The sequence below is a fragment of the Desulforegulaceae bacterium genome (assembly GCA_034006035.1).
Classification (GTDB): Bacteria; Desulfobacterota; Desulfobacteria; order Desulfobacterales; family JACKCP01; genus JACKCP01.
The window spans coordinates 12,694-35,398 of sequence record JAVETN010000001.1; the positions used below are offsets into that span (position 1 = coordinate 12,694).

At 35.1% G+C, this 22,705-nt stretch carries 18 protein-coding genes; 4 read left to right on the plus strand and 14 right to left on the minus strand.

The genetic code is table 11. The features are described from left to right. The first annotated feature begins 54 nt into the window (after nucleotides 1–54). On the plus strand, nucleotides 55–3,237 hold the full coding sequence (locus tag RBR53_00065; GenBank protein MDY0131042.1) for an efflux RND transporter permease subunit: 3,183 nt from the start codon (nucleotides 55–57) through the stop codon (nucleotides 3,235–3,237). A gap of 245 nt (nucleotides 3,238–3,482) precedes the next feature. Beyond that, a complete protein-coding gene (locus RBR53_00070; protein ID MDY0131043.1) occupies nucleotides 3,483–5,681 on the plus strand; it encodes an acetyl-CoA hydrolase/transferase C-terminal domain-containing protein in 2,199 nt (732 codons plus the stop codon). A gap of 148 nt (nucleotides 5,682–5,829) precedes the next feature. Here RBR53_00070 and lysA read toward each other — a convergent pair whose 3' ends face one another. From lysA to RBR53_00085, 3 genes are all read right to left on the minus strand, one after another. Further along, nucleotides 5,830–7,089: a diaminopimelate decarboxylase gene (gene lysA / locus RBR53_00075; GenBank protein ID MDY0131044.1), complete on the minus strand. Its 1,260-nt coding sequence runs from the start codon at nucleotides 7,087–7,089 to the stop codon at nucleotides 5,830–5,832. An 82-nt stretch (nucleotides 7,090–7,171) separates the two neighbouring features. Further along, a complete protein-coding gene (locus RBR53_00080; protein MDY0131045.1) occupies nucleotides 7,172–8,170 on the minus strand; it encodes an adenosine kinase in 999 nt (332 codons plus the stop codon). A gap of 200 nt (nucleotides 8,171–8,370) precedes the next feature. Beyond that, nucleotides 8,371–9,780: a DEAD/DEAH box helicase gene (locus tag RBR53_00085; protein ID MDY0131046.1), complete on the minus strand. Its 1,410-nt coding sequence runs from the start codon at nucleotides 9,778–9,780 to the stop codon at nucleotides 8,371–8,373. A gap of 388 nt (nucleotides 9,781–10,168) precedes the next feature. Between RBR53_00085 and RBR53_00090 the strand changes: the two genes are divergently transcribed. Both RBR53_00090 and RBR53_00095 read left to right on the plus strand, forming a co-directional pair. Beyond that, nucleotides 10,169–11,167 carry a nitronate monooxygenase family protein gene (locus RBR53_00090; protein ID MDY0131047.1) on the plus strand — a complete coding sequence of 333 codons (999 nt, stop codon included), beginning with the start codon at nucleotides 10,169–10,171 and terminating at the stop codon, nucleotides 11,165–11,167. Between the two features lie 171 nt (nucleotides 11,168–11,338). Next, the gene (locus RBR53_00095; protein MDY0131048.1) at nucleotides 11,339–12,217 is read left to right on the plus strand and encodes an EamA family transporter; all 879 of its coding nucleotides are present in this window, start codon (nucleotides 11,339–11,341) and stop codon (nucleotides 12,215–12,217) included. A gap of 20 nt (nucleotides 12,218–12,237) precedes the next feature. Here the strand turns inward: RBR53_00095 and RBR53_00100 are convergent, their stop codons facing one another. From RBR53_00100 to rbfA, 11 genes are all read right to left on the minus strand, one after another. Then, nucleotides 12,238–12,897 carry a metal-dependent hydrolase gene (locus RBR53_00100; GenBank protein MDY0131049.1) on the minus strand — a complete coding sequence of 220 codons (660 nt, stop codon included), beginning with the start codon at nucleotides 12,895–12,897 and terminating at the stop codon, nucleotides 12,238–12,240. A 4-nt stretch (nucleotides 12,898–12,901) separates the two neighbouring features. After that, nucleotides 12,902–13,315 (minus strand): MerR family transcriptional regulator, encoded by a 414-nt coding sequence (locus RBR53_00105; protein ID MDY0131050.1) that lies wholly within the window; start codon nucleotides 13,313–13,315, stop codon nucleotides 12,902–12,904. 183 nt (nucleotides 13,316–13,498) lie between these two features. Then, entirely contained in the window at nucleotides 13,499–14,824 is a 1,326-nt protein-coding gene (locus RBR53_00110) for an acetyl-CoA hydrolase/transferase C-terminal domain-containing protein (GenBank protein ID MDY0131051.1), read from the minus strand. Between the two features lie 244 nt (nucleotides 14,825–15,068). After that, nucleotides 15,069–15,896, minus strand: a complete 828-nt coding sequence (locus RBR53_00115) for an MBL fold metallo-hydrolase (protein MDY0131052.1) — start codon at nucleotides 15,894–15,896, stop codon at nucleotides 15,069–15,071. Further along, nucleotides 15,844–16,293 carry a dUTP diphosphatase gene (dut, locus tag RBR53_00120; protein ID MDY0131053.1) on the minus strand — a complete coding sequence of 150 codons (450 nt, stop codon included), beginning with the start codon at nucleotides 16,291–16,293 and terminating at the stop codon, nucleotides 15,844–15,846. Before dut ends, RBR53_00115 begins: the two co-directional genes overlap by 53 nt. A gap of 13 nt (nucleotides 16,294–16,306) precedes the next feature. Further along, the gene (locus RBR53_00125; protein ID MDY0131054.1) at nucleotides 16,307–17,644 is read right to left on the minus strand and encodes a pitrilysin family protein; all 1,338 of its coding nucleotides are present in this window, start codon (nucleotides 17,642–17,644) and stop codon (nucleotides 16,307–16,309) included. A gap of 52 nt (nucleotides 17,645–17,696) precedes the next feature. Continuing rightward, entirely contained in the window at nucleotides 17,697–19,877 is a 2,181-nt protein-coding gene (locus tag RBR53_00130; protein MDY0131055.1) for a polyribonucleotide nucleotidyltransferase, read from the minus strand. 178 nt (nucleotides 19,878–20,055) lie between these two features. Then, entirely contained in the window at nucleotides 20,056–20,325 is a 270-nt protein-coding gene (gene rpsO / locus RBR53_00135) for a 30S ribosomal protein S15 (GenBank protein MDY0131056.1), read from the minus strand. A gap of 135 nt (nucleotides 20,326–20,460) precedes the next feature. Then, the gene (gene truB / locus RBR53_00140) at nucleotides 20,461–21,366 is read right to left on the minus strand and encodes a tRNA pseudouridine(55) synthase TruB (protein ID MDY0131057.1); all 906 of its coding nucleotides are present in this window, start codon (nucleotides 21,364–21,366) and stop codon (nucleotides 20,461–20,463) included. A gap of 8 nt (nucleotides 21,367–21,374) precedes the next feature. Then, on the minus strand, nucleotides 21,375–22,331 hold the full coding sequence (locus tag RBR53_00145) for a bifunctional oligoribonuclease/PAP phosphatase NrnA (GenBank protein MDY0131058.1): 957 nt from the start codon (nucleotides 22,329–22,331) through the stop codon (nucleotides 21,375–21,377). Continuing rightward, a complete protein-coding gene (gene rbfA / locus RBR53_00150; protein MDY0131059.1) occupies nucleotides 22,312–22,698 on the minus strand; it encodes a 30S ribosome-binding factor RbfA in 387 nt (128 codons plus the stop codon). The genes RBR53_00145 and rbfA overlap by 20 nt, the downstream gene beginning before the upstream one ends. Nucleotides 22,699–22,705: the final 7 nt, after the last annotated feature.

Below are 22,705 nucleotides of genomic sequence, written 5' to 3' on the forward strand. Positions count from 1 at the left end.
TAAAAATATGAAAATCTTAATTCAGGTTTAAATTATAATTATTGGAGTCAGGCTTTGTATTTAACAAGAAAAGCAATTTCAAAAAGCAGGGTAACTTTTATTTTTCTTTTAATAATTATTGCCGGAGGAATTTATTCCTATTTCAGTCTTCCAAGAAGTTATGATCCTGGTTTTATTTTAAGAGTTGCAAGGGTGGTTACTTATTTTCCGGGAGCTTCTCCTGAAAGAGTTGAACAGCTGGTAACAGATCAGCTTGAAAAAGTTATAATGGAAATGCCTGAACTAAACTATGTGGAAAGCAGCTCAATGGCAGGTGTTTCTCTTATTAATGTATGGGTGAAAGGCGAATACACAGATCTCAGGCCCATCTGGGACAAGCTTAGAAGAAAGGTTGAAAAGGCTGAAAGAAACCTTCCAGATGAGGCAGCAGCTCCAATTGTAAACGATGAATACGGTGATATTTTTGGAGTAACCATTGCTGTTATAGGAGATGATTTTTCCTTTAAAGAACTTAAGGATGCAGGTGAAAAGTTAAGGGACGAGCTCCTTGACATGGAAAATGTTGCAAAAGTTGAGCTTTATGGAGATCAGGATGAAAAAATTTATATAAACTATTCCAACTCAAGACTTTCCCAGTTGGGCATTACCCCCTATTATTTGATGAATCTTCTTGGAACAAGAAATATTCTTATTCCAGGGGGATCGATTAATGTGGGAACTGAGCGGGTGGTTCTTGAGCCCAGTGGAAATTTTATTCAAATAGAAGACCTTAAAAAAACTGTAATTCCCATTCCAAAATCAGGGGAAACAATTTTTCTTGAAGACATTGCTGAAATCAAAAGAGGCTATATTGATCCCCCCATGAATCTGATGAGGGCAAATGGTAAAAGAGCTGTTGGGGTTTCCCTGTCAATGAAAGAGGGGGGAAATATAATTCAGCTTGGGGAAAGTGTGAAAAATCTTTTAAAAGAAGTGGAATCTGAATTTCCCTATGGAATTTCCTTTGAACTTGTAAATTTTTCTCCCAAGGAAGTTCAGGACAAAGTCCTTCTTTTTCAGGAAAATCTTCTTCAGTCTGTTTTGATTGTTCTTTGTGCAACCCTTGTTATGCTTGGTTTTAAAACAGGATTTGTGGTTGCTTCTCTTATTCCTTCAGCAATACTTATGACTTTTTTTGGGATGAAGTTTTTCAATATAGGAATAGATCAAATGTCCCTTGCCTCCCTTGTTATTGCCCTGGGGATTCTTGTGGATAATGCAATTGTTGTTACAGAATCGGTGCAAGTGGATATTTATAAGGGTAAACGGCCTATTCAGGCAGCAGTAAATTCTGCAAAGGAATTGTCAGTTCCGCTTTTAACTTCTTCTGCAACAACAGCAGCAGCTTTTCTTCCCATTTATTTAGCAGAGTCGGAAACAGGGGAATACACAGCCCCTCTTTTTAAGGTTGTGAGTATTGCACTTTTTTCTTCATGGATATTGTCTCTTACAATGATTCCTCTTTTATGTATAATTTTCATAAAAAAAGGGAAAAGCAAAAAAAACTCAAAGTTTAAATCCCTGGTAATTATTTTCAGGGTTTTGTACAGAAAAATGCTTTTTATATCTTTAAGATATAGGTATGTTTTTATAGTTATTGTCTTTGTTATGTTTTTTTTATCAATGAAACTTTTTTCAAGGCTTCCTGTTCTTTTTTTTCCTCCTTCGGACAGACTTATTTTCAAGGTTGAAATGAGGCTTGCTCCTGGTACTTCAATTTCTACTACAGAAAATATGGTTAAGTTGGTTGAAGGTTATATTTTAGAAAATCTTATGTATGAAAATAAAAAAGATAGAGAAATAATTTCTGAAAAGCTTGAAAGCCCTGCTGATTCTTCTGTTTTTGGAGAAAAAAAATTCAAGGGAATTATAAATTTTGTAACTCATTTAGGCAATGGAGGACCAAGATTTCTTATAACGCATAAAACAGAGGTGGGTCAGCCCCATTATTCTCTAATGGTCATCAATGTTGCACAATTATCAGATATTTCTCTTATTTCAGAAAAACTTGAAGAATTTATTTTGTCAAACTTTCCTGATGTTGATCTTAAAATAAAAAGAATCCAAAATGGCCCTCCAATTTCAGATCCTGTTCAAATAAGGCTTTCAGGTAAAGACAGCGAGCGTTTGTTTGAAATGGTGAATTCTGTAAAGAAAAAGCTTGGTGAAATTAAAGCTGTGAGAAATATTACTGACGACTGGGGGGAAAGAACAAAAAAAATTATTGTAGAAGTTGATTATCTCAAGGCAAGGCGTGCAGGGGTATCCAGCAAAGATGTGGCTGTTTCCCTTTATACTGCTGTAAGCGGTTTTCAGATGACTGATTTTAGAGAAGATGACAAAATAATTCCTATTCTTCTCAAATCAGATGAAAACAAAGAAAAACTCATAGACAGGCTGGAATCCCTTGCAGTCTATTCAAGTGCTACAGGCCAAAATGTTTTGCTTGGGCAGGTCTGCGATCTTAGATATGCCTGGGAAGCCTCTGAGATAAAACGAAGAGATAGAAAAAAAACTGTTACAGTAAGTTCTGGTCTTGAAAAGGGATATACAGCAAATGAAGTAATGAAGTTAATGGAACCCTGGCTTCAATTAAAAGATATTGAATGGGGACTTGGTTATAAGTATGTTTTTGGAGGAGAAGTTGAGGAGTCTATTGATGCAAACAAGTCAATTATGGATAAGCTTCCTGTCTGTGGTTTTATAATTTTAATGATTTTAATTATCCAGTTCAACTCGGTGAGGAAAACAATTATAATTTTAAGTACAATTCCAATGGCCACCATGGGGGTTGCAGCAGGTCTTTATATAATGAACTCTTACTTTGGATTCATGACTCTTCTTGGAATAGTGGCTCTTGCAGGTATAGTAATAAATAATGCAATTGTTCTGCTTGAAAGAATCAAGGTTGAAATTGACAATGGTCATTCTTCTCAATTAGCTGTAATTTATGCTTGTGAGCGAAGAATGAGGCCAATCCTTCTTACCACCATAACAACAATAATGGGGGTTTTACCTCTTTATTTTGGTGGAGGGGCAATTTGGGAGCCAATGGTTGTTTCAATTATTGCAGGACTTGGTTTTTCCACAATATTAACCCTTGGAGTTGTTCCTATGCTTTACTGTGCTTTGTTTCGTGTCAGGTTCAGGGGAGATGAACTTGAGCAAATGAAAGATCTTGAACAAGAATTTGATTAGGTGAAAAACTTAAGCTTTCAGGGGAAAATGCTTTTTTGATTTAAGAATTTTTGTTTAGGTTTTGCCTGGGATTAATATACTATTCTTGACTTTTAGCCTTATGCACCATATAAATATTTTTGATTCTTTAAGTAAATCTTGTTTTTCTAATAATACAGGCTGTTTATTCTGGCTTGAAAAAATAAAATGAAGACAAAAAAACTATAATTGGTAGCAAACCTTTAAATCTGGGGGAGATCTAATTTATGAGTAATAAAGATCCTGTTGTTTTTAACGATCCTGATAAAATTGCTGATTTTATCATTGAAAAAGTAGGAAAGAATGTGACATTGGCTATGCAGCTGGGGCTGGGTAAACCTAACAACATAGCAAATGCATTATACCGAAAAGCAAAAAGTGATCCTAGTGTCAAACTTAAAATTGTTACTGCTTTATCACTTGAACCCCCTGTATGGTCAAGTGATCTTGAAAGAAGATTTTTAGAACCCCTTTCCAAAAGACTTTGGGGCGGCTATGTTGAGTTTGATTACGCTAGAGATGTCAGGCTTAAAAAACTTCCACCAAACATTGAAGTTGGTGAGTTTTTCTATAAAGCCGGTGCTTTTATGAACAACAACCATATGCAGCAAAACTATATAAGCACAAACTATACCCATGCAGCAAGAGACGTTGTTGCCGCAGGGATGAACGTTGCTGGAGCACTTCTTTCCGCAAGAGAAATAGACGGCAAGATGCAGTATTCTGTTTCATGTAATGGAGATACTGCAATGGATGCTCTTAAAAACATGAGAGAAAAAGAAAAAAAGGATCCTTCTTACAAAGGTCTTGCAGTTGGTGAAATAAACAAACACCTTCCTTTTATGTATGGAGATGCAGTTACTGATCCTTCTAATTTTGATGCAGTTCTTGTTGGTCCTCAATCTGATTTTACTCTTTTTGGAGTGCCTAAAGAGGCAATTAACGCAGCAGATTATACCATAGGTATCCTCTCAAGTACTCTTATTCCTGATGGAGGAACCCTTCAGATTGGAATTGGATCTCTTGGAGATGCCATAGCTTATGGACTTATTACCAGACACAAAGAAAATGATAAATATAAGAATTTTCTTGAAAATTCTGGAATACTTGAAAAGTACGGAGATTTGATTGAACAAGTGGGAGGTTTTCACTCCTTTGATAAAGGTCTTTACGGAAGTACTGAAATGATGGTTGATTCCTTTGTTGACCTTTATAAAAATGATGTGATGAGAAGAAGATGTTATGATGATGAGTATATCCAGGAGCTGGTCAGTGAGGAAGTTTTTAAGGACTATAAACCTAGTTCTGAGGGTTTGGTAAGGCTTGTAAAAGATGGTGCAGTTCAGCCTAAGCTAAATGAAGCTGATCTTGAATATTTAAAATATTTTGGAGTTTTTAAAGAAGATGTTGTTCTTGAAGGTGATACTCTTAAGTGTGGCGGTAAAGAATTTTCATCGGATTTAAGAGATTCTGCAAATCTTAAAGAGGTGGTGGAAAACTGCCTTGGTACTGATCTTAAAAACGGATACTGGATTCATGCAGGTTTTTTCCTTGGGCCAACCAGTCTTTACAATACACTTAATGAAATGAGTGAAGAAGAGCGTGCTCTTATAAACATGACAAGTGTTTTAAATGTCAACCAGCTTTATGCAAACAATAGATATGGTTCTGAAAAACTCAAAATTCTTCAAAGACCTAAAGGCAGATTCATTAATGCAGGTCTTATGGTTTCTCTTAATGGAGCCATTTGTTCAGACGGACTTGATAATGGTAAGGTTGTAAGCGGTATTGGCGGGCAGTACAACTTTGTAGCTCTTGCACATGCACTAGAGGATGCAAGGGGTGCAATAATGATAAGAAGCACAAGAACTTCAGGCGGGCAAGTTAATTCAAACATTGTTTATAATTACGGGTATTGCAGTGTCCCAAGACATTTAAGGGATATTGTAGTTACTGAGTATGGAATTGCGGACTTAAGAAGCAAGTCTGACAAAGAAGTAATGAAAAAATTGCTGAATGTCGCTGATTCAAGATTCCAGGGCGGCCTGCTAGAACAGGCACAAAAATATGGGAAAATTGAAGCTGACTATCAAATTCCTCTACAATACACTCAAAACTATCCTGAAAAAATTGAAAAAATTATTGCTGATCACAGGGCAGATGGATTGTTCCCTATGTTTCCTTTTGGAACCGATTTCACTGACGATGAAGTGCAAATTGGTAAAGCTTTGAAGATGTTTAAAGCAAAAGCTGACAAGAGCAAGCTTTCTATTGTTCCAGGTATTTTTAAGGCGTTTACTTCTGCTATCCCAGAAGGAGCAAAGCCTTATCTTGAAAGACTTGATCTGATGAATCCATCGGATTTTAAAGAAAAACTACTTCAAAAAATTGTTATCTCAGCTTTAAAAGACAGTGGAGCAGCGTAGTTTAACTTCTTTTAAGTGCAAGCTGTATAAAAAATAAAAGGCGGAAATCTTTTAAGATTCCGCCTGTTTTATTTCTCAAGTCTTTTTTTTATTTTTTAAATCTTTAATTTATCCGGCATTAAAATATTGTTTCAGCCAATTAATACTTTTATAGAGATATATTTTTTTCGCTGAATTCAAGTGTTGCAAAATAATCTTTTTCAGTTTCTTTTCTTCTTATCAGCTTTACGTTTTGATCAATTCCCAAAAGAAGTTCTTTAGGCCTTAATCTTCCATTGTAGGTAAAACCCATTGAATGGCCATGGGCTCCTGTATCTTCTATTACAACAAGATCGTTTTCGTAGAGAACAGGAAGCTCTCTTTGAATTGCAAACTTGTCGTTGTTTTCACATAAAGAACCTGTAATATCTACTATTTCAGTATTAGTTGAATTTTCTTTTCCCGGTATTTCAATGTGATGGTATGCTCCGTAAATTCCTGGCCGCATAAGAGCAGACATTGAAGCATCAACTCCAATATATTCCCTGTAAATAGATTTCCTGTTAATTACCTTTGCAACAAGAACTCCGTGGGGACCGGTCATATATCTTCCGCTTTCCATATTAAGGGCAGGCTCATATCCGTTTTTAAGAGCAAAGCCTTTAAAAAGCTCAGTAATTTCCTTTCCCATTTTATAAATATCTACTGGTTTTTCATCGGGCTTATAAGGTATACCGATTCCACCTCCGATATTTATAAATTCAAACTCAATTCCAAGCTCTTTTCCTGTTTTTTGGGCAAGGTTTAAAAGCATTCTTGCAGTTTCAACTATATAGTCTTCATTGAGTTCGTTTGAAGCAACCATGGCATGAAGACCGAATCTTTTAATTCCAAGTTTTACAGCTTTTTTATAGGCAGGAAGAATCTGTTCTGTTGTAAGTCCATATTTTGCCTCAGAGGGATTTCCAATAATTGCATTACCTGTTCTTTCAGGTCCTGGATTATATCTAAAGGAAATTATTTCTGGAATTTCAGGCATTTTTTCAATTAGTGAAATGTCATCAAGATTTATAATAGAACCGCAGCCATTAAAAGCAACCTCAAATTCTTTTTGAGAGGTGTTGTTTGAGCTAAACATTATATCCATTGGGTCATTTGTTTGTTGTCTTGCAAGAATTAACTCTGGAATGGAGCTGCAGTCAAATCCAAAACCTTCTTCTTTCATAATTTTAAGTATTTCAGGATTTGGAAGTGCTTTTATGGCAAAAAACTCTTTGAAGGTTTTGATCCCTGAAAAAGCTTTTTTAAGATCTTTACATGTTTTTCTTATACCTTTTTCATCATAAATATGAAAAGGAGTTTTAAAATGAGCCGTGATTTTTTCAAGGTTTGGAAATAGTCTTTCCTTGAAATCCCGTGAAACAGGCATGGTTTTTCCTCTTTAATGAAATTTGTTTAAAAAAGCTGCTTATAAAAGCCACACTTTGTCTAATGGTTTTTCAGTTCAATTATTAGAAAAGAGTTGAAGAAAACTCAAATATTTTTTCCCATTGTTCGTCTTTAAGTTCTGCTCCAAGAATAGAAACTGCTTCTCTTCCCATAAATGAGCCAAGTTGTCCGCATTTTTCCAGAGGAAGTCCTTTTATATAACCGTAAAGGAACCCTGCTGCCCAGTAATCTCCTGCTCCTGTGGTGTCAATTATTTTATCTGGCATTGCAGGGTTTATTTCAATAATGGTATCACCGGATTTGATTTTTGAACCATCTCCTCCAATTTTCAATCCAAATATTTTGCAGTAGCCCGATAAAATATCCATGCATTCATCAAGATCTTCAGTTCCGCAAAAAGCTCTGGCTTCGTCTTCATTTGCAAAAATTATGTCCACATATTCTTCAAGGAGCTGAGGAAGAAAATCTTTTGAAGCATTTACAACTTCAAAGGAAGATAAATCAAGGCTGATTATACAGCCGGCATCTCTTGCTGATTTCAAAATTTTGGTGATAAGTTCCCTGTTGAAAATCAAGTATCCTTCAGTGTGAAGAAGGGGGTATCCGCTGAAATTTGCAGTTGATATGTCTTCAGGGGAAAAATGCATTGCAGCTCCAAGGTTGGTTCTCATTGTCCGCGCTGCATCTGGAGTAACCATACATAAGGAAATGGCTGTTGGAGCATCGGGAAGGACAATAAGATTTTCACTGCTTCCTCCTGCCTCGGTAAGTGATTGAGTGTAAAATGAAGAGTTTTCATCATCTCCGATTTTACCGATAAGAGAACCTTCTGCTCCAAGCTTGCACATTGCAAATATTGTATTTCCTGCTGAACCTCCACAGGCCTTTTTTGATATTTCAAGGAGAGAAAGAATTCTATTAAGCTCTTCTTCACTTACAAGCTCCATTCCACCTTTTTCGCCTGAAATATTCTGTTTTAGAAATTCGTCGTCAACGTAAGCAAGTACGTCCACAATAGGTGAACCTGCACCTATAACTTTTATTTTATTTTCTTCAACCATATTCTCCCCTGGAATTTATTTTTATTTAAACTTGAAACTTGAATATATTGTAAAATTATATAAATTCAAGAAAATAAACAACAATATCAAAGGTTAATTCTAGCTTAAACTTAAACTCTTATTCATAGCCTAAATAACCTGCTTTGTATATATGCTAATTTTGGAAAGCCGTTAATCAGGGCAAAAAACAGTTTTGGGGATTAAAATTCATTTAAAAAATCTGGAAGACTTTTAATCCCATAGACAGAAGCTCTTGAAATTGCAGACTTTTTAAGAACATGAACGTTTTTGTCCACATAGTCATAAACTACTGCTTTTGTTTTTCCAGGTGCTGTACGTAAGACTCTTCCAAGATACTGGGTAAGTCTTCCGCTGAAATTTACTGGTGTTGTAAGGAAAAGAGTGGAAAGTGACTTTAAATCAAATCCTTCTCCTATTAACTGGCCTGTAGCAATTATTATGCTGTTTTCCTGTGAAGTCAGTTTTTCAAGAAGAAGAATTCTTTCTTTTTCACTAAGATCTCCTGTAAAGACGATAGAGTCTATTTTATGTCTGAACTTTAAAATCTGACTTAGGTTTTGGCAGTGTTTTTTTCTGTCTGAAAGAACAATTAAATGTCCGCCTGACTTGGTGAAGGCCTTTGCAATGTCAGATGCAATAAGCCTGTTTCTTTCGTCGTCAGAGGTAAGTTCTGTCATCATTTTTGAATATTCTGTAACAGGATTATGAAAAGGGATAAATTCTGTGGGTCTTAAAATTATTTCAGCCTCTGTTATATATCCTTTTATCTCAAGGTTTTGTTTTTCAATTTTATGTTTTAAATTTCCAAGATACCAAAAAATCAGTTTGGAAAGATTATCTCTTCTATAAGGGGTGGCACTAAGACCGAGAAGGTATTTTGAAGGAAATGAACTTACAACATCTGTAAAAGTTCTTGAGGGGGTTCTATGGCATTCATCAACAATAAGGTGGCCGATTTTATCTTTAAGATTCCCCTGATATTTAGTAAGACTTTGAACAAGGCCTATGGTAAGTTTTTTACCTTCTTTTTTTTTGCCGGCTCCTATAAGCCCGATTTCTTTTTTATCTATGTTTAGAAAATGTGATGCCTGGTTTATCCATTGTCTTGCAAGATCTTTTGTATGAACAATAACAAGGGAGGGTTGTTTCCTTAGGTAAATCAGGTAAAGGGCCATCACTGTTTTTCCAGAACCTGTGGGTGCATTCAAGACTCCGAAATCAGTTGAAAAAATATCATACACAGCTCTTTTTTGAAAAGATTTAAGCTCTCCACTAAAAGAAAAATCTATACTTTCAGCTTCTTTTCTTTTATCTGAAATTTTATACTCTATTTGGTTGTTTAAGCAAAATTTTATGAATTCCCTTGAAAGACCTCTTGGGATTACAAGGTTTTTTTTATTGTCAAAAAAATAAAATTTAAGGGTTTTTGATGTCTTCCCGTTCCATCTGCCCATTCTTTCATTTTCTGACCACTTCGGATTTATAATTTCAAGTTCGTTTTTTGCTTTTTTAATAATAAGAGGGTGGGGATTTATTATTGTGAGCTGGTTTTTTACTTCAAATACTGTTGGTTTTAAATTTAATTCCATAAAATTATCTGGTTTGTCCTGATTAAAAATTTATTACTAAAGTTTTGTTTTTCAATTTTAATATTAAAATTTTATTAATGATTAGTATTATATGATTTTATGTAAAGAAGTAATATATATATTTTATTTTTGCAAAAGTTATTTAAGGGCAAGACTTTGAAATACAAAGCATTTTGCTATTAGTGGTTTATTTTAGTGTTTACTTTATAAATAAGTCAGAATTTTTTAAGAATATTGACTTTTAAATTGCTTATAATGACTTAATTGACAAATTCCATCAAAAAGGATAGGGCTTTGTCAGAAATAAATTTGAAAATTTTTGATTTAAGAGTTTTTTCTAGAGCATTGATTTTTTTGATTAATTTTTTAATTTATGCAAAGGTTTTTTATGAAAACAAGAATGACAGAACTATTTGGTATAAAATATCCAATCCAATGTGGAGGAATGTTGTGGATTGCCAAGCCCGAGCTTGCCGCTGCAATAAGTAATTCCGGTGCAATGGGAAATTTGACTTCAGGAAATTACAATTCATCTGATGAATTTAGGCAGGCGGTTGATAAAACTTTAGAGCTTACAGATAAGCCTTTTATAGTAAATATCACCACCATGCCGTCTATAAGGCTGCCTGTTGAGCTGCTCCAGGATTTTTTCATAATTTCCTGTGAAAAAAAGGTAAAGGCCATTGAGATTGCAGGTGCTCCTGCAGATACCTTTCTTGGTCCAGAGTTTATTCCCATGGCAAAAGAGGCAGGTGTAAAGGTGGTTCACAAGGTGGGAACTGTAAAGCACGCTGTTCATGCTCAGAAGGTGGGTTATGACGCTGTAACCGTTGCAGGATTTGAAGAAGGGGGCTTTCCCCATAGCGACAATGTTTCCACCATGGTCTTGGTTCCCCGTGTTGTTGAAGAAGTTGATATTCCGGTTATTGCAGCAGGCGGAATGGCAGATGGGAAAAGTCTTTCAGCAGCACTTTGTCTTGGAGCCGACGGAATGATGATGGCAACAAGATTTCTTGCCACAAAAGAAAGCGGTGTTCATGAAAATATATATTCAGTTCTTCTGGAAAAAAATGAAAATGATACTTCCCTTAATCTTCAGAGTCTTTTAGGCGGGTTTGGTCTTCAGGTCAGAGCTTTAAAAAACAAGATAATGAAACAAATTGAAGAAGTGGAACGCAAGGGCGGAGAGCTTGACGCACTTCTTCCCTTAATTTCCGGTGAAAGAGCCAAAAAAGTCTGGAAAGAAGGAAATGCGGAAGAAGCAATGCTTACAATAGGTCAGTCTGTGGGAAGAATCAAGGACATCCCTTCAGTAGATGAGCTTATTCAGCGTATTGTCAAAGAAGCTGGAGAAAGCCTTAGAAACAGCCTTAAAACCTTTGAATGATATTTTATTTAAATTGAGCGGTTTTCATTGATGTTTTATTTGTAAAATATGAAAATCGCTTATTTTTTTAATTGATTTTATCAGACCTTCGGATTTTATATTCCAGCCAGATGGTTACTTTCCAGATTTATAAAAATTTAAAAATATCAATTGAAACCTGGTAATTATAAAATGAATAATAATAAACATTTGAATGATGTTGTAAAAGGACGGCTGTTAATTGTTGCGGCTTCAGTTTTATGGGGAACATCAGGAGTTGTTCAGTCTTATGCACCAATAGATGCATCGCCTGCTGTAATCGGTGCTTTCAGAATTTTTATAGCAGGACTTTTTATCACATCATTTTCTTTTTTTACAGAGCAGTCAAAAAGTTTTAAGGATTTTTTTACTCCTGCTTTAATTTTTACCGGGCTTTGCCAGGCTTTTTTTCAATTCGGGTATTTTTCTGCAATAAAGATTACAGGAGTAGCTGTGGGAGTGATGGTTGCAATGGGAAGCTCCCCTGTATTTGCCGGTATTCTTGGAGTATTGTTTGAGAGGGAAAAACTTGGAGCCAGATGGTTTGTTTCAACTTTGCTTGCAGTTTCAGGACTTTTTCTTTTGATGAAAACTACCAATGGATCTGTTCAGATAGAAACCTTTGGAATTTTAATGGCTCTTCTTGCTGGGTTTTCATATTCAGTTTTTACCCTTGTTGTTAAAAGACTGATAAAAACAAGAAACCAAGACAGGGTGACTGGAATGTCGTGCCTTATTGGCAGTGTTTTTTTGATGATTTTCTTTTTTGTCTACCCCATTGGCTGGATTTTTAGTTTTCAAGGGATTGGAGTTATTTTATATCTTGGAGTTATTTCTGCTGGGGTTGCTTATCTTTTTTATGGAAGAGGGCTTAAATTTGTAAAGGTTTCTGCTGTTGGAACCCTTACTCTGGCAGAACCTCTTACAGCAGCCTTTTTAGGTGTTTTTTTTTTTGGGAGAACCCTTGACCATTACTTCGGGTACGGGGATGTTTTTAATTTTTTTATCCCAGATGGCTGTTATTTTAAATAAATAAACCCGGTTTTTTATTTTTAAAAAAAATCTTTGAAAAAAAAGACTGCCTTGGAAAGCTTATTAAAGTTTATATAAATAAGAGCAAAAACTGAAATATAGACAAAACTTGTTGTATATTTGTTCATTCCTTTCAAGGAAAAAGCTGTTCCAAGGGATCTTTTTATAGCAAATTTTTTTTGGTCATAGTCATAAAGAGAAAACATCTCATCAAGAATAAGGTGAAGGAGATACCCAAATAAAAAAGATACTCCAATGGCAAATCCAAAAATTTCGCCGAATTTTAAAGAAGAAAAATGAAAAATAAGAAGAGATAGTAAAGCGGCCATTGGAATTGAATGGTAAATTCCTCTGTGTCTGGAATAATATTTGAAGATTTTGGAAAAAATAAATTTAATAAATATATAAACTGAAGGGGGAACAAGAAAAGCGTATTTTAATTTTGAGTCAAGCATTAAAATAATGGCCATAAAACCGCCAAGAACAGACAATATATTGAAAACTATATTTATTGTCCTGCTGTTGTCACTGTCAATATCCGGGAAAATAGAGCCGGCATATGTACTTAAGAAAATAATTCCTGACAAGGAAATTGATTTGTCAAGAAAATACAGACTTAATGCTCCTGAGCTGTATCCTGCAACAACTCCTAGATCTGAATGTGCTTTAAAATTGGGCATTTTTTTATTTATTTTTTTCTTTTAAAAGTTTTTCCAGTCTGTCTTTTGCCTTTTCATGAAAACTTATAATATCCTCTTCAAGCAGCTTTAACTCGCTTATTCTTTCACTTATTTCAACAAGACGTTTTTTGCCGTATTCCAATGTTTTTTTTATCTGGTCAATTTCATCAAGATCAATATCAGCCAGGCCAATTATTTCTGAAATTTCATCTATTGAATAGCCAAATTTTCTCCCTTTTAAAATAAGAATTAATCTTGCCCTGTCTTTTCTTGTATAAACTCTTTGATTGCCTTCTGTTCTTCCCGGGCAGATCAGACCTTTTTCCTCATAAAATCTTATGGTTCTTGTGCTTATTTCAAATTCTTCAGCAAGATTGGAAATGGAAAATGTTTGGTGGGGGTTTTCTTTTTTTTTCATATATCACCGTTTTTACTTAAAGTAGGATAGAGATTTTTCAGTCAATTACAATTTAAACATTCATTCTTTTATCCAAAAAATTTAATTTGGGTAAGTAAATTTGTATAAAGATTTTGTTTATCATAAAACTTAAAAACATATTGCCCGTACAATAAGTGCACAGGCAATAAAAAAACTGATAAATCAGATCCAATTATTTTTTTCTGCTTTTTTAACTAGTTCTTCCCTGAATTGGGGGTGGGCTATGCTGATAAGGGCTTTTACCCGAGTTGCCGTGCTCTTGTATCTAAGGTTAGCCACTCCATATTCAGTGACTATATATTCAACTTCTGTTCTTGGGGTTGTAACTATTGTTCCCGGCGGAAAATAAGGGACAATCTTAGATTTTAATTCACCATTTTTATCTGTAAATGTTGAGTTTAAGGAGATAATGCTTTTTCCTCCTTTGGAAAGTTTTGCCCCATGGATGAAATTAAGTTGGCCGCCTGTTCCGCTGTATTGATATGTCCCAATTGACTCAGATGCGGCCTGACCTGTAAGATCAATCATAAGAGCATTATTAATTGAAACAAGGTTGTCGTTTTTAGCAATTATAAGGGGATTGTTTATATAGCTTATATCTTTAAACACAAAATCATCGTTTTCATGGATAAAATCGTAAAATTCCTTTGTTCCCACACAAAAGGCAGCAGTTACTTTTCCTGGCATAAATGTTTTTTGAGAGCCGTTAATTACTCCTGATTTTACAAGTTCCATAACTGAGGGAGTTACAACTTCTGAATGCATTCCCAGGTTTTTTTTGTTTTTTAAGTTATGTCCGATTGCATTCCCAAGACCTCCAAACCCCAGTTGAATAGTTGAGCCGTCATCAATTAGCTCCGAAATATAGCTGGCAATCTTTTTTTCTGTCTCAGTAATTACAATTTCAGGAACTTCAAAAATATCGGCGTCATTTTCAATTATATGATCCACTTCAGACACATGAATCATGAAATCTTCACTGTTTATTTTTGGAAGTTTTTTGTTTACTTCTACAATTACTGTATCAGCTTTTGCAATATCCTTTTTGTGAAGGAATGAACCGAAAAGAGACCTGCACATATAGCCGTTTTCATCGGGAGGGGTAACTACTGATGAAACTATGTTGTATCCTCTTGATTCAACATAACTAGGGCAGTCACCAAGGTGAAGAGGAACATAATTGGAAACCCCTTGCTGCATACAGATTCGTTCCACAGGGCCGACAAACATGGTTTCGATCTCAAAGCTCTCTTTGTTTTTCGGGTCCATAAAATCATAGAAATCCATCGCAAATCCAAGGCCTAACAATATATTTTTCAATTCATTGGCTCGAGCACTCAATGCTCTGCAAAAAGCCGGAGGAATGCAAGTTCCTCCGCTTAATCCGACTTTATCATTGGAGACTATAATTTTTGCGGCTTCTTCAGCACTGCACAGCTTTTGATTGTATAAATCTTTCCATTGTGTTTTTGAGACTGACTGATTCATCTTGAATAATTCCTCCCGGGGTGATGGTTTTTAATAAACTTTACGTTAACGTTAAGTTTCTTGTCAAGATAAATGTTTCTTTAGAGAATAAAAAAATAAATTTTATAATTAATCTGTAAAAGCAGGCTGTTAGCTTCATTAAAAACTGACGTTATGACAGTTGTGAGGGATTGGGTTTAAGAGTTTATACTTTAAAAATATAAAATATTGATAAAGGAGAGCTTTTAGGGTTATTTGAGAAGATTTATATTTTGAACAAAGCTGTTGGTTTTTCTTCAGAAGCATTGAAAATTTCTGATTTCAAATTTTTAATTGCCTGGGATACTATGGAAAGTGCTTTATTAGGGCAATTGTTTTCTTTGCTTAAATGACCAAGGATAATTTTTTTTAAGTTTTTATCTGCAATTTCACCGAGAAGATTTCTAGCATCTTCATTGGAAAGATGACCATTGCGTCCTTTTATTCTTTGTTTCAAAAACCAGGGGTATGGACCTGATTCAAGAAGAGTAGGGTCGTGGTTTGCTTCAATCACAATCCCTGTGCAGTTTTTAAGTCTGGTTTTTACAAGAGCGGTTGCAAAACCTAGATCAGTTGCAACCCCAAGTTTTGAGTTTCCCGCTTTGATTGTAAACCCGCAAGGGTCTACAGCATCATGTGAAATTGAAAATGGATTTATTTTCATTTGTCCTATGAAAAAAGGGACTCCAGATTCAAAAAAAACTGTTTGGAAAGTTTTTTTTATACAGGTTTCTGAGGCCGCAATGGTTTTTTTATTCCCATAAACTGGAATATTGTATCTTCTCGATAGGACCCCAGCACCTCTAATATGGTCTGAATGTTCATGGGATATTATTATGGCTTTGAGTCCTTTTGGATCTTCTCCTATAAGTTCCAGTCTTTTTTCAATCTGCTTTCCTGAAAGACCTGAGTCTATAAGAATTTTTACATCTTTGTTTTTTATAAAAACACTGTTTCCGCTGCTTCCGCTGGCAAGAACAGAAAAATAAAGATTTGAATTGTCAATGAGTTCCGGTGTGACCGAACCCACCTGAATCTCTGGAAGTATTTTCAAGATTATCCGCCTGTATAAGTTTTACTTGTTCTACTTTTGATATTACCATCTGGGCTATTCTTTGGCCTTTTTCAACAATGTATTCCCCGGAAGAAAGATTTACAAGGGCGATTTTAATTTCCCCTCTATAATCTGAATCTATTGTTCCAGGTGAATTTATAATTGTAATTCCTTTTTTTACTGCAAGTCCTGATCTTGGCCTTATCTGAGCTTCAAACCCGGGTGGAATTGCCATTGCAAATCCTGTGGGAATTAGCTTGATTTCCATTGGCTTTAAAACCAAAGGTTTAGGTAGGAATGCTCTTATATCCATTCCTGAGGCACCTTGTGTCATGTATCTGGGAAGCTCTATGTCAAAAATTTCAGGTTCAAGAATTTTTATTTTTATATTTGTCATTTTTATATCTTCTTTATATCTTCAAAATATTTTCAAATTGCTGTTTTTGAGAAGTGTCAGGGCCTACAACAGATGCAGTAACTGTGCTTCTGTCAAAAATTCTGTCTGCCATGTCCCTTATATCATTCCAGGTGATTTTTTCTATTTCAGAAATTGTTTCTTCAAAAGGAATATATCTTTTATATAAAATTTCATTCTGAGCGAGTTTTACCATGAGATTTTCTGTGCTTTCCATAGATAAGAGGAGATTTCCCTTGGTAAAGGAAATTGCACTTTCAAGCTCTCCGTCAGAAGTTTTTTTATTTTTTAAATTTTTTATTTCTTTTAAAATAAGCTTTAGCGAGGGAATAAGATTTTCTTTAGAGACTGCTTCATAAACTCCTATCATCCCTGTATCAGAGAATTGATTTAAAAAGGAATAAATCGAGTAGGCAAGGCCTCGTTTTTCTCTTATTTCCTGAAAAAGCCTGGAACTCATATTTCCGCCTAAAATTGTGGTAAAAAGTGATGCTTTAAACCTGTTTCTGTCTTTTTTGGAAAAACCGTCTGTGCCCAGGCAAAGATGATATTGTTCAGTTGGCCTTTTTAAAAAAACAATTCCTTTTTCAGGTGTTGGTTTTTGCCTTTTGGCGGTTTCATATTTGGAAGTTTTTATTTTACCAAAGGATTTGCCAAGAATATTGACAGCCTCATCATGCTCAATATTTCCTGCCAGAGCTATGGTCATTTTTTCAGGTGTATAATGTTTTTCAAAAAAATGCTTAATTTTTTTTGAATTAATTGCTGCTATGGTTTGCCTGGTGCCAAGAATATTTTTTCCAAGAGAATGATTTTTCCATCTATTCTCGTCTAGAAGAGACATTACAAGATCCTCAGGATTTTCCTCAAACATTTCAATTTCTTGAAAAATGACTTGCTTTTCATGTTCAATTTCATTGGGGTCAAATTCTGAATTAAGAAAAATATCTGAAAGTATTTCAGCCATTTGAGGAAAATGTTCGTCCATTACCTGAGCAAAAAGGCAGGTTGCTTCAACAGAAGTAAAAGCGTTTGAATTTCCTCCTATTGCGTCAAATTCTTTAGCAAGATCAAAGGCGGATCTTTTTTGGGTTCCCTTAAAAAGCATATGTTCGATAAAGTGTGCTTTTCCGTGCTCGTGGGCTTCCTCATCCCTTGAACCTGCATCTATCCAAACACCCATGGTTATTGAACGAATATATGGAATTTTATGAGTGATAATTTTTATTTTATTTGGAAGAGTGGTTTTTTGTATCTTTTGTCCAGGATTAATAAAATTACTTTTTGTTTTGGGACTTAGGTAAATTGTTTTGCTCTGACTTGCTGATTTCATGAATTATTTTTTTCTGGTGCCGGTGTTTTTAGCCGGCACCTTTGTTTAGAGGTTATTTTTTGTTGTCAGAGTTTCTGTCTTTTCTGAAACCACCTCTTTTATTGTCATTCTTTTTTTTATCTTTGTCATCGCTTTTGCCGGCTTGTTCAGGATCTGCTTCCTTAAGACTTAGCTGAATCTTACCATCTCTTGTAACATCAAGAACCTTAACGTTTATAACGTCTCCTGGCTTTACTACATCTGTTACTTTCGCAACTCTGTAATTGGCAAGTTCTGAAATGTGAAGAAGTCCTGTTGTATTTGGGCTTAGATCTACAAAAGCACCAAAATCAGTAGTTCTTGCAACTTTTCCAGAATAAATTTTCCCAATTTCAGGATCAAGACAGATCTCATTTACTCTTGCAACAGCAGCATCTGAAGCCTCTTTTGAATTTGCAGAAATTTTAACTGTACCATCATCTGTAACCTCAAGGGTTGTATTTGTAGATGACTGAATTTCCCTGATTACCTTTCCTGCAGGGCCGATCAATGCTGCAATTTTATCCTGCTTGATTTTCATGGTGATAATTTTTGGTGCATATTGGGAAATATCTGTCCTTGGTACAGAAATGGCTGAAAGCATTTCGTCAAGAATATGAATTCGACCTTCTTTTGCCTGATGAAGGGCTTTTTCAAGTATATTTTTTGGAAGCTCTTTGATTTTTATATCCATCTGGATTGAGGTAATTCCTTCTCTTGTTCCAGCAACCTTAAAGTCCATGTCTCCTGTATGATCTTCATCACCAAGAATATCTGAAAGAATAGCAACTTCATCTCCTTCACTTACAAGACCCATTGCAATTCCTGAAACAGGAGCTTTTATGGGAACTCCTCCGTCCATAAGTGCAAGTGTTGCCGCACAAACAGTTCCCATTGAAGAAGAACCATTTGACTCCATTACTTCTGAAACAATTCTTATTGTATATTCAAAATCCTCTTTGTTTGGCAGAACCTTTTCTAGTGCTCTGTATGCAAGTGCTCCATGACCAAATTCTCTTCTGCTTGGGCCACCAAGTCTTTTGACTTCTCCAACACAAAACGGAGGGAAGTTATAGTGGAGCATAAAATCATTTGACTCATTGCCACCGCTGAGGGTTTCAACTCTTTGGGCGTCCTGACCTGAGCCAAGGGTAAGAACTCCAAGTACCTGGGTTTCACCTCTTGTGAAAAGACCACTTCCATGTACTCTTGGAAGGATTTTTGTATCACAGGTAATTTGTCTTACTTTATCAAAAGCTCTTCCGTCTATTCTTTTTTTCTCAGTTAAAACTATCTCTCTGCTGGCCTGTCTTGCAACTTTTTCAAAGTAAGGTGAAATAAGATGTTCATCTTCTTCATATTTTTCTGAAAGAGCTTCTTTTATTTTTTCTCTTACTTTTTTTACAGCATTTTTTCTTCCGAATTTACCTTCAGTCTTAAGAGCGTTTTTTATATCTTCTTTACCAAGAGTTTCAATTTCATTTAAAAGTTCCTGGTTTATCTTTTTTTCAGGAAGCTGCATTTTTTCTTTACCTGCAAGTTTTGCAAGCTCCTCCTGGATTTTGATTATTGGCTGCATTGCATCATGACCAGCAAAAATTGCATCTATTACATCTGCTTCGCTTACTATGTTTCCGCCACCTTCAACCATTGTTATTCCGGTTTTTGAGCCTGTAAGGACAATGTTTATGTCACATTCAGGTGAATTGACCTGGTCAATTGTCGGGTTAATTATGATTTCATTATTTATCCGTCCAACCCTGACTGCACCCATAGGTCCGTCAAAGGGAATTTCAGAAATTGTCAGTGCGGCTGAGGCTCCTATCAATGCAAGGATGTCGGGGTCATTTTCTTTATCCATAGAAAGCACTGTTGCAATAACTTGGGTTTCGTTTGAATAGTTATCGTGGAAAAGAGGGCGAATTGGCCTGTCAATCAGCCTGCATGTTAAAGTTGCTTTTTCGCTGGGTCTTCCCATTTCCCTTCTCATATAGTTTCCTGGAATTCTTCCCGCAGAATATACTTTTTCCATATATTCAACAGTAAGAGGGAGAAAATCTATATCGTCTCTTCCTTCGTTACTTGCCGCAGCAGTAACAAGGACCATTGATTCTCCATATTGAACTATTACCGAACCAGATGCTTGTTTTGCTATTTTACCAGTTGAGATCGAAAGTTCGCGACCGCTGATTTCTGTTTTTACTATTTGTTCCATTAATTACTCCGTTTTCTTTACGAAATTTCAACTTCCGTAAGACTTACGCAAAAACAGCTTTCCGGTTTTTAAATGATTAAAACCGAAAAATTATTTGCGCGGAAGTCTAATCAGGAATTTGTTGAAATTTCATGGATTGTTTTTGAAAAGGGCAGAGCTTTTTCTGCCCTTATTTTTTTTAACGCTTAAGATTCAGTTCTTCAAGTATTGATCTGTATCTTGTGATGTTTTTCTTTCTGAGATAGTTAAGAAGTCTTCTTCTCCTTCCAACAAGAGTCAGCAAACCTCTTCTGGAATGATGATCTTTGGTGTGAACCTTAACATGATCTGTCAGGTAGATAATTCTTTTAGTAAGAATCGCGATTTGAACTTCAGGAGAACCTGTGTCTTCTTCGTGTCTTTTAAAACCGTCAATTACTTCTTTTTTTTGCTCTTTTGCAAGTACCAACTTAAACTCCTTAATATTTTGGAATAAATTAATAAATTTGTCTGCGGTTATCGATCCGATATTCCATTCAGACCGCAGGAACTAGTCCTGAATTTTTGCAGAACAATTAACTAATACAACAACTTGATAATATTTTCAATTAAAGACCGCATCATATTTTAAATAATCGCAATTGTTTACTCTTCTTATCAAAGCTTTTAGCTGATTTTCCTGGTTAATAAGCCTGAAGGGAATGTTTTCCTCAATTGAAAAATTTATGAAAAGATCTTTTGGTAAAATTTTTTTACCATTGATTACAGCCTCTTCTATTGTTTTGTCAATTTTTATTGTGTGGATAAAATCTGTTGCCTTTTCAAGGCTTATCATACAACTTTCAAGGTCATTTTCAGATTTTTTCTGCCTGAGCTCTTCCAGGGTAAAAGAATTTGATAAATCAAAATATCCGTTTTTTGTTCTTTCAAGATCTGTAAGATGACCTAAGGTGCCAAGTTCTTTTGCAAGGTCTGATGCCAGAGTTCTTATATATGTTCCTTTTGAACATTTTACCCTGATTTTTAAAATATCATTTTCAAAAAACAAAGTTTCAAGCTCAAAGATATTTATTTCTCTAGCTTCTTTTTCAATCATTTCACCTTTTCTTGCATATTTGTACAAGGGAATTCCCTTATGCTTCAAAGCTGAAAAGGCAGGGGGGATTTGTTTGATTTTACCCCTGAACTTAGCCATTGCGTTTTCAATATCAAAAGAATTGATTTTTGGGACTTCTGCTTTTCCTGTAATTTCACCTGTTTTATCGAGGGTGTCTGTCTGGATTCCAAGCTTTATTGTGCCTATATATTCTTTGTCTTTTTCCATTAAATATCTTACAAGACGAGTTCCCCTGTTTATACATACAGGCAAAAGTCCTTGGGCAAAAGGATCAAGAGTTCCAGTGTGTCCAGCTTTTTTAGCTGAAAATATTTTTTTAACTAAATTGGAAGCTGTGTTTGAACTTAAATCTTCTGGCTTGTTTAAAAGGATGATTCCACTTGATTTATTCATTGCTATATTCAGATCCGATCGGCTATAGACATGATTTTATTTTTAAGTTCAGGAAAGGGAATTGTTGTTGAAAATCCTGCTGCTGTTTCATGACCTCCGCCTCCGTATGAAAATGCAATTTCAGAGACATCAATTGTTCCGTCTGATCTTAAGCTTACATCATAGCATTGCTTTTTGTTTTTCAGCTTTTCACCTTCTTTTATAAGGGCTGCAACTTTAACATCTTCTATATGCTCTGCGTAATTTATAAGTTCTGATATATCTTCTTTTTTTGTCTTTGTTTTTTTAAGCATGTCCTGGGTAAGAACCATAAGGGACATTTTTTTGTTTTCAGATATTTCAATTGAATCAAGAACAAGATTTATAAGCTTTATTCTTCCAAGTGAATAGCTTCCGTAAATCTGCTGGGCCACCTTGTGAGGAATTACTCCGTAATCAATCATTTCTCTGCAAATGGAAAAAGCTTCTGGATTTGTGTTTGAAAAACGAAAAGATCCTGTGTCTGTAAAAATCCCTGTGTATATTGAATAGGCTATTTCAGAGCAGATCTCTACGCCAAGGTCTTTTATAATTGTGTAAACTATTTCTGCTGTGGCACAGGCATTTGGGTCAATTATTTGAAAAGTTCCAAAATAACTATTTGTTCTATGATGGTCTATATTTATAATCTCAGGAATGTTTTTCAGAACTTCCTTGCACTTTCCGGTTCTTCCAGTTTCGCTACAGTCAAGAATAATAGCTGTGTCAAATTTTAAGCACTCAGGTATTTTTCTGTTAATTTTTTCAATCCCTGGTAGGAATGAAAAAATTTTGGGTATCAGACTTTCATTGTAAAGATAAATATTTTTCCCTTTTTTTTCAAGGGCTTTACCCATTGAAAGCATTGAACCAATAGCATCTCCATCAGGGTGAAGATGACTTGTTATTAGAACATTGGAGCTTTTATCAAGAATCGAATTCACCATTTTCAGACCGATTTTCTGTTTTCTTGAGAGATTTAAAAAGCTCCTCCATTTTTTGTCCATTGTCAAGGACTGTGTCATAGAAAAATTTTAGTTCTGGAATATATCTTAATTTTAATTCTGTACCAATTTTTTTCTTAAAAAAACCTTTTGCACTATGAAATCCTTTTTCTGCTTCCTTAGCCTTATTTTTATCTGCTCCTGTTACAGCAAAGTATACATAGGCAGATGAAAGATCTTTATTCATTTTAACGGCTGTTATACTTGCTCCTGAAAGTCTTGGATCTTTTATTTTTTTTATAAGCACTTCTGACACAATTACCTGAATCTGGGTTGCTATTCTTGCAGAACGCGGGTAATCTTTGGCCATTAAATCT

Coding starts and splice junctions, on each gene's coding strand:
- RBR53_00070 (MDY0131043.1), top strand. CDS start 3,483: ATGAGTAATAAAGATCCTGTTGTTTTTAACGATCCTGATAAAATTGCT.
- lysA (MDY0131044.1), bottom strand. CDS start 7,089: ATGCCTGTTTCACGGGATTTCAAGGAAAGACTATTTCCAAACCTTGAA.
- RBR53_00080 (MDY0131045.1), bottom strand. CDS start 8,170: ATGGTTGAAGAAAATAAAATAAAAGTTATAGGTGCAGGTTCACCTATT.
- RBR53_00085 (MDY0131046.1), bottom strand. CDS start 9,780: ATGGAATTAAATTTAAAACCAACAGTATTTGAAGTAAAAAACCAGCTC.
- RBR53_00090 (MDY0131047.1), top strand. CDS start 10,169: ATGAAAACAAGAATGACAGAACTATTTGGTATAAAATATCCAATCCAA.
- RBR53_00095 (MDY0131048.1), top strand. CDS start 11,339: ATGAATAATAATAAACATTTGAATGATGTTGTAAAAGGACGGCTGTTA.
- RBR53_00100 (MDY0131049.1), bottom strand. CDS start 12,897: ATGCCCAATTTTAAAGCACATTCAGATCTAGGAGTTGTTGCAGGATAC.
- RBR53_00105 (MDY0131050.1), bottom strand. CDS start 13,315: ATGAAAAAAAAAGAAAACCCCCACCAAACATTTTCCATTTCCAATCTT.
- RBR53_00110 (MDY0131051.1), bottom strand. CDS start 14,824: ATGAATCAGTCAGTCTCAAAAACACAATGGAAAGATTTATACAATCAA.
- dut (MDY0131053.1), bottom strand. CDS start 16,293: ATGACAAATATAAAAATAAAAATTCTTGAACCTGAAATTTTTGACATA.
- RBR53_00125 (MDY0131054.1), bottom strand. CDS start 17,644: ATGAAATCAGCAAGTCAGAGCAAAACAATTTACCTAAGTCCCAAAACA.
- RBR53_00130 (MDY0131055.1), bottom strand. CDS start 19,877: ATGGAACAAATAGTAAAAACAGAAATCAGCGGTCGCGAACTTTCGATC.
- truB (MDY0131057.1), bottom strand. CDS start 21,366: ATGAATAAATCAAGTGGAATCATCCTTTTAAACAAGCCAGAAGATTTA.
- RBR53_00145 (MDY0131058.1), bottom strand. CDS start 22,331: ATGGTGAATTCGATTCTTGATAAAAGCTCCAATGTTCTAATAACAAGT.
- rbfA (MDY0131059.1), bottom strand. CDS start 22,698: ATGGCCAAAGATTACCCGCGTTCTGCAAGAATAGCAACCCAGATTCAG.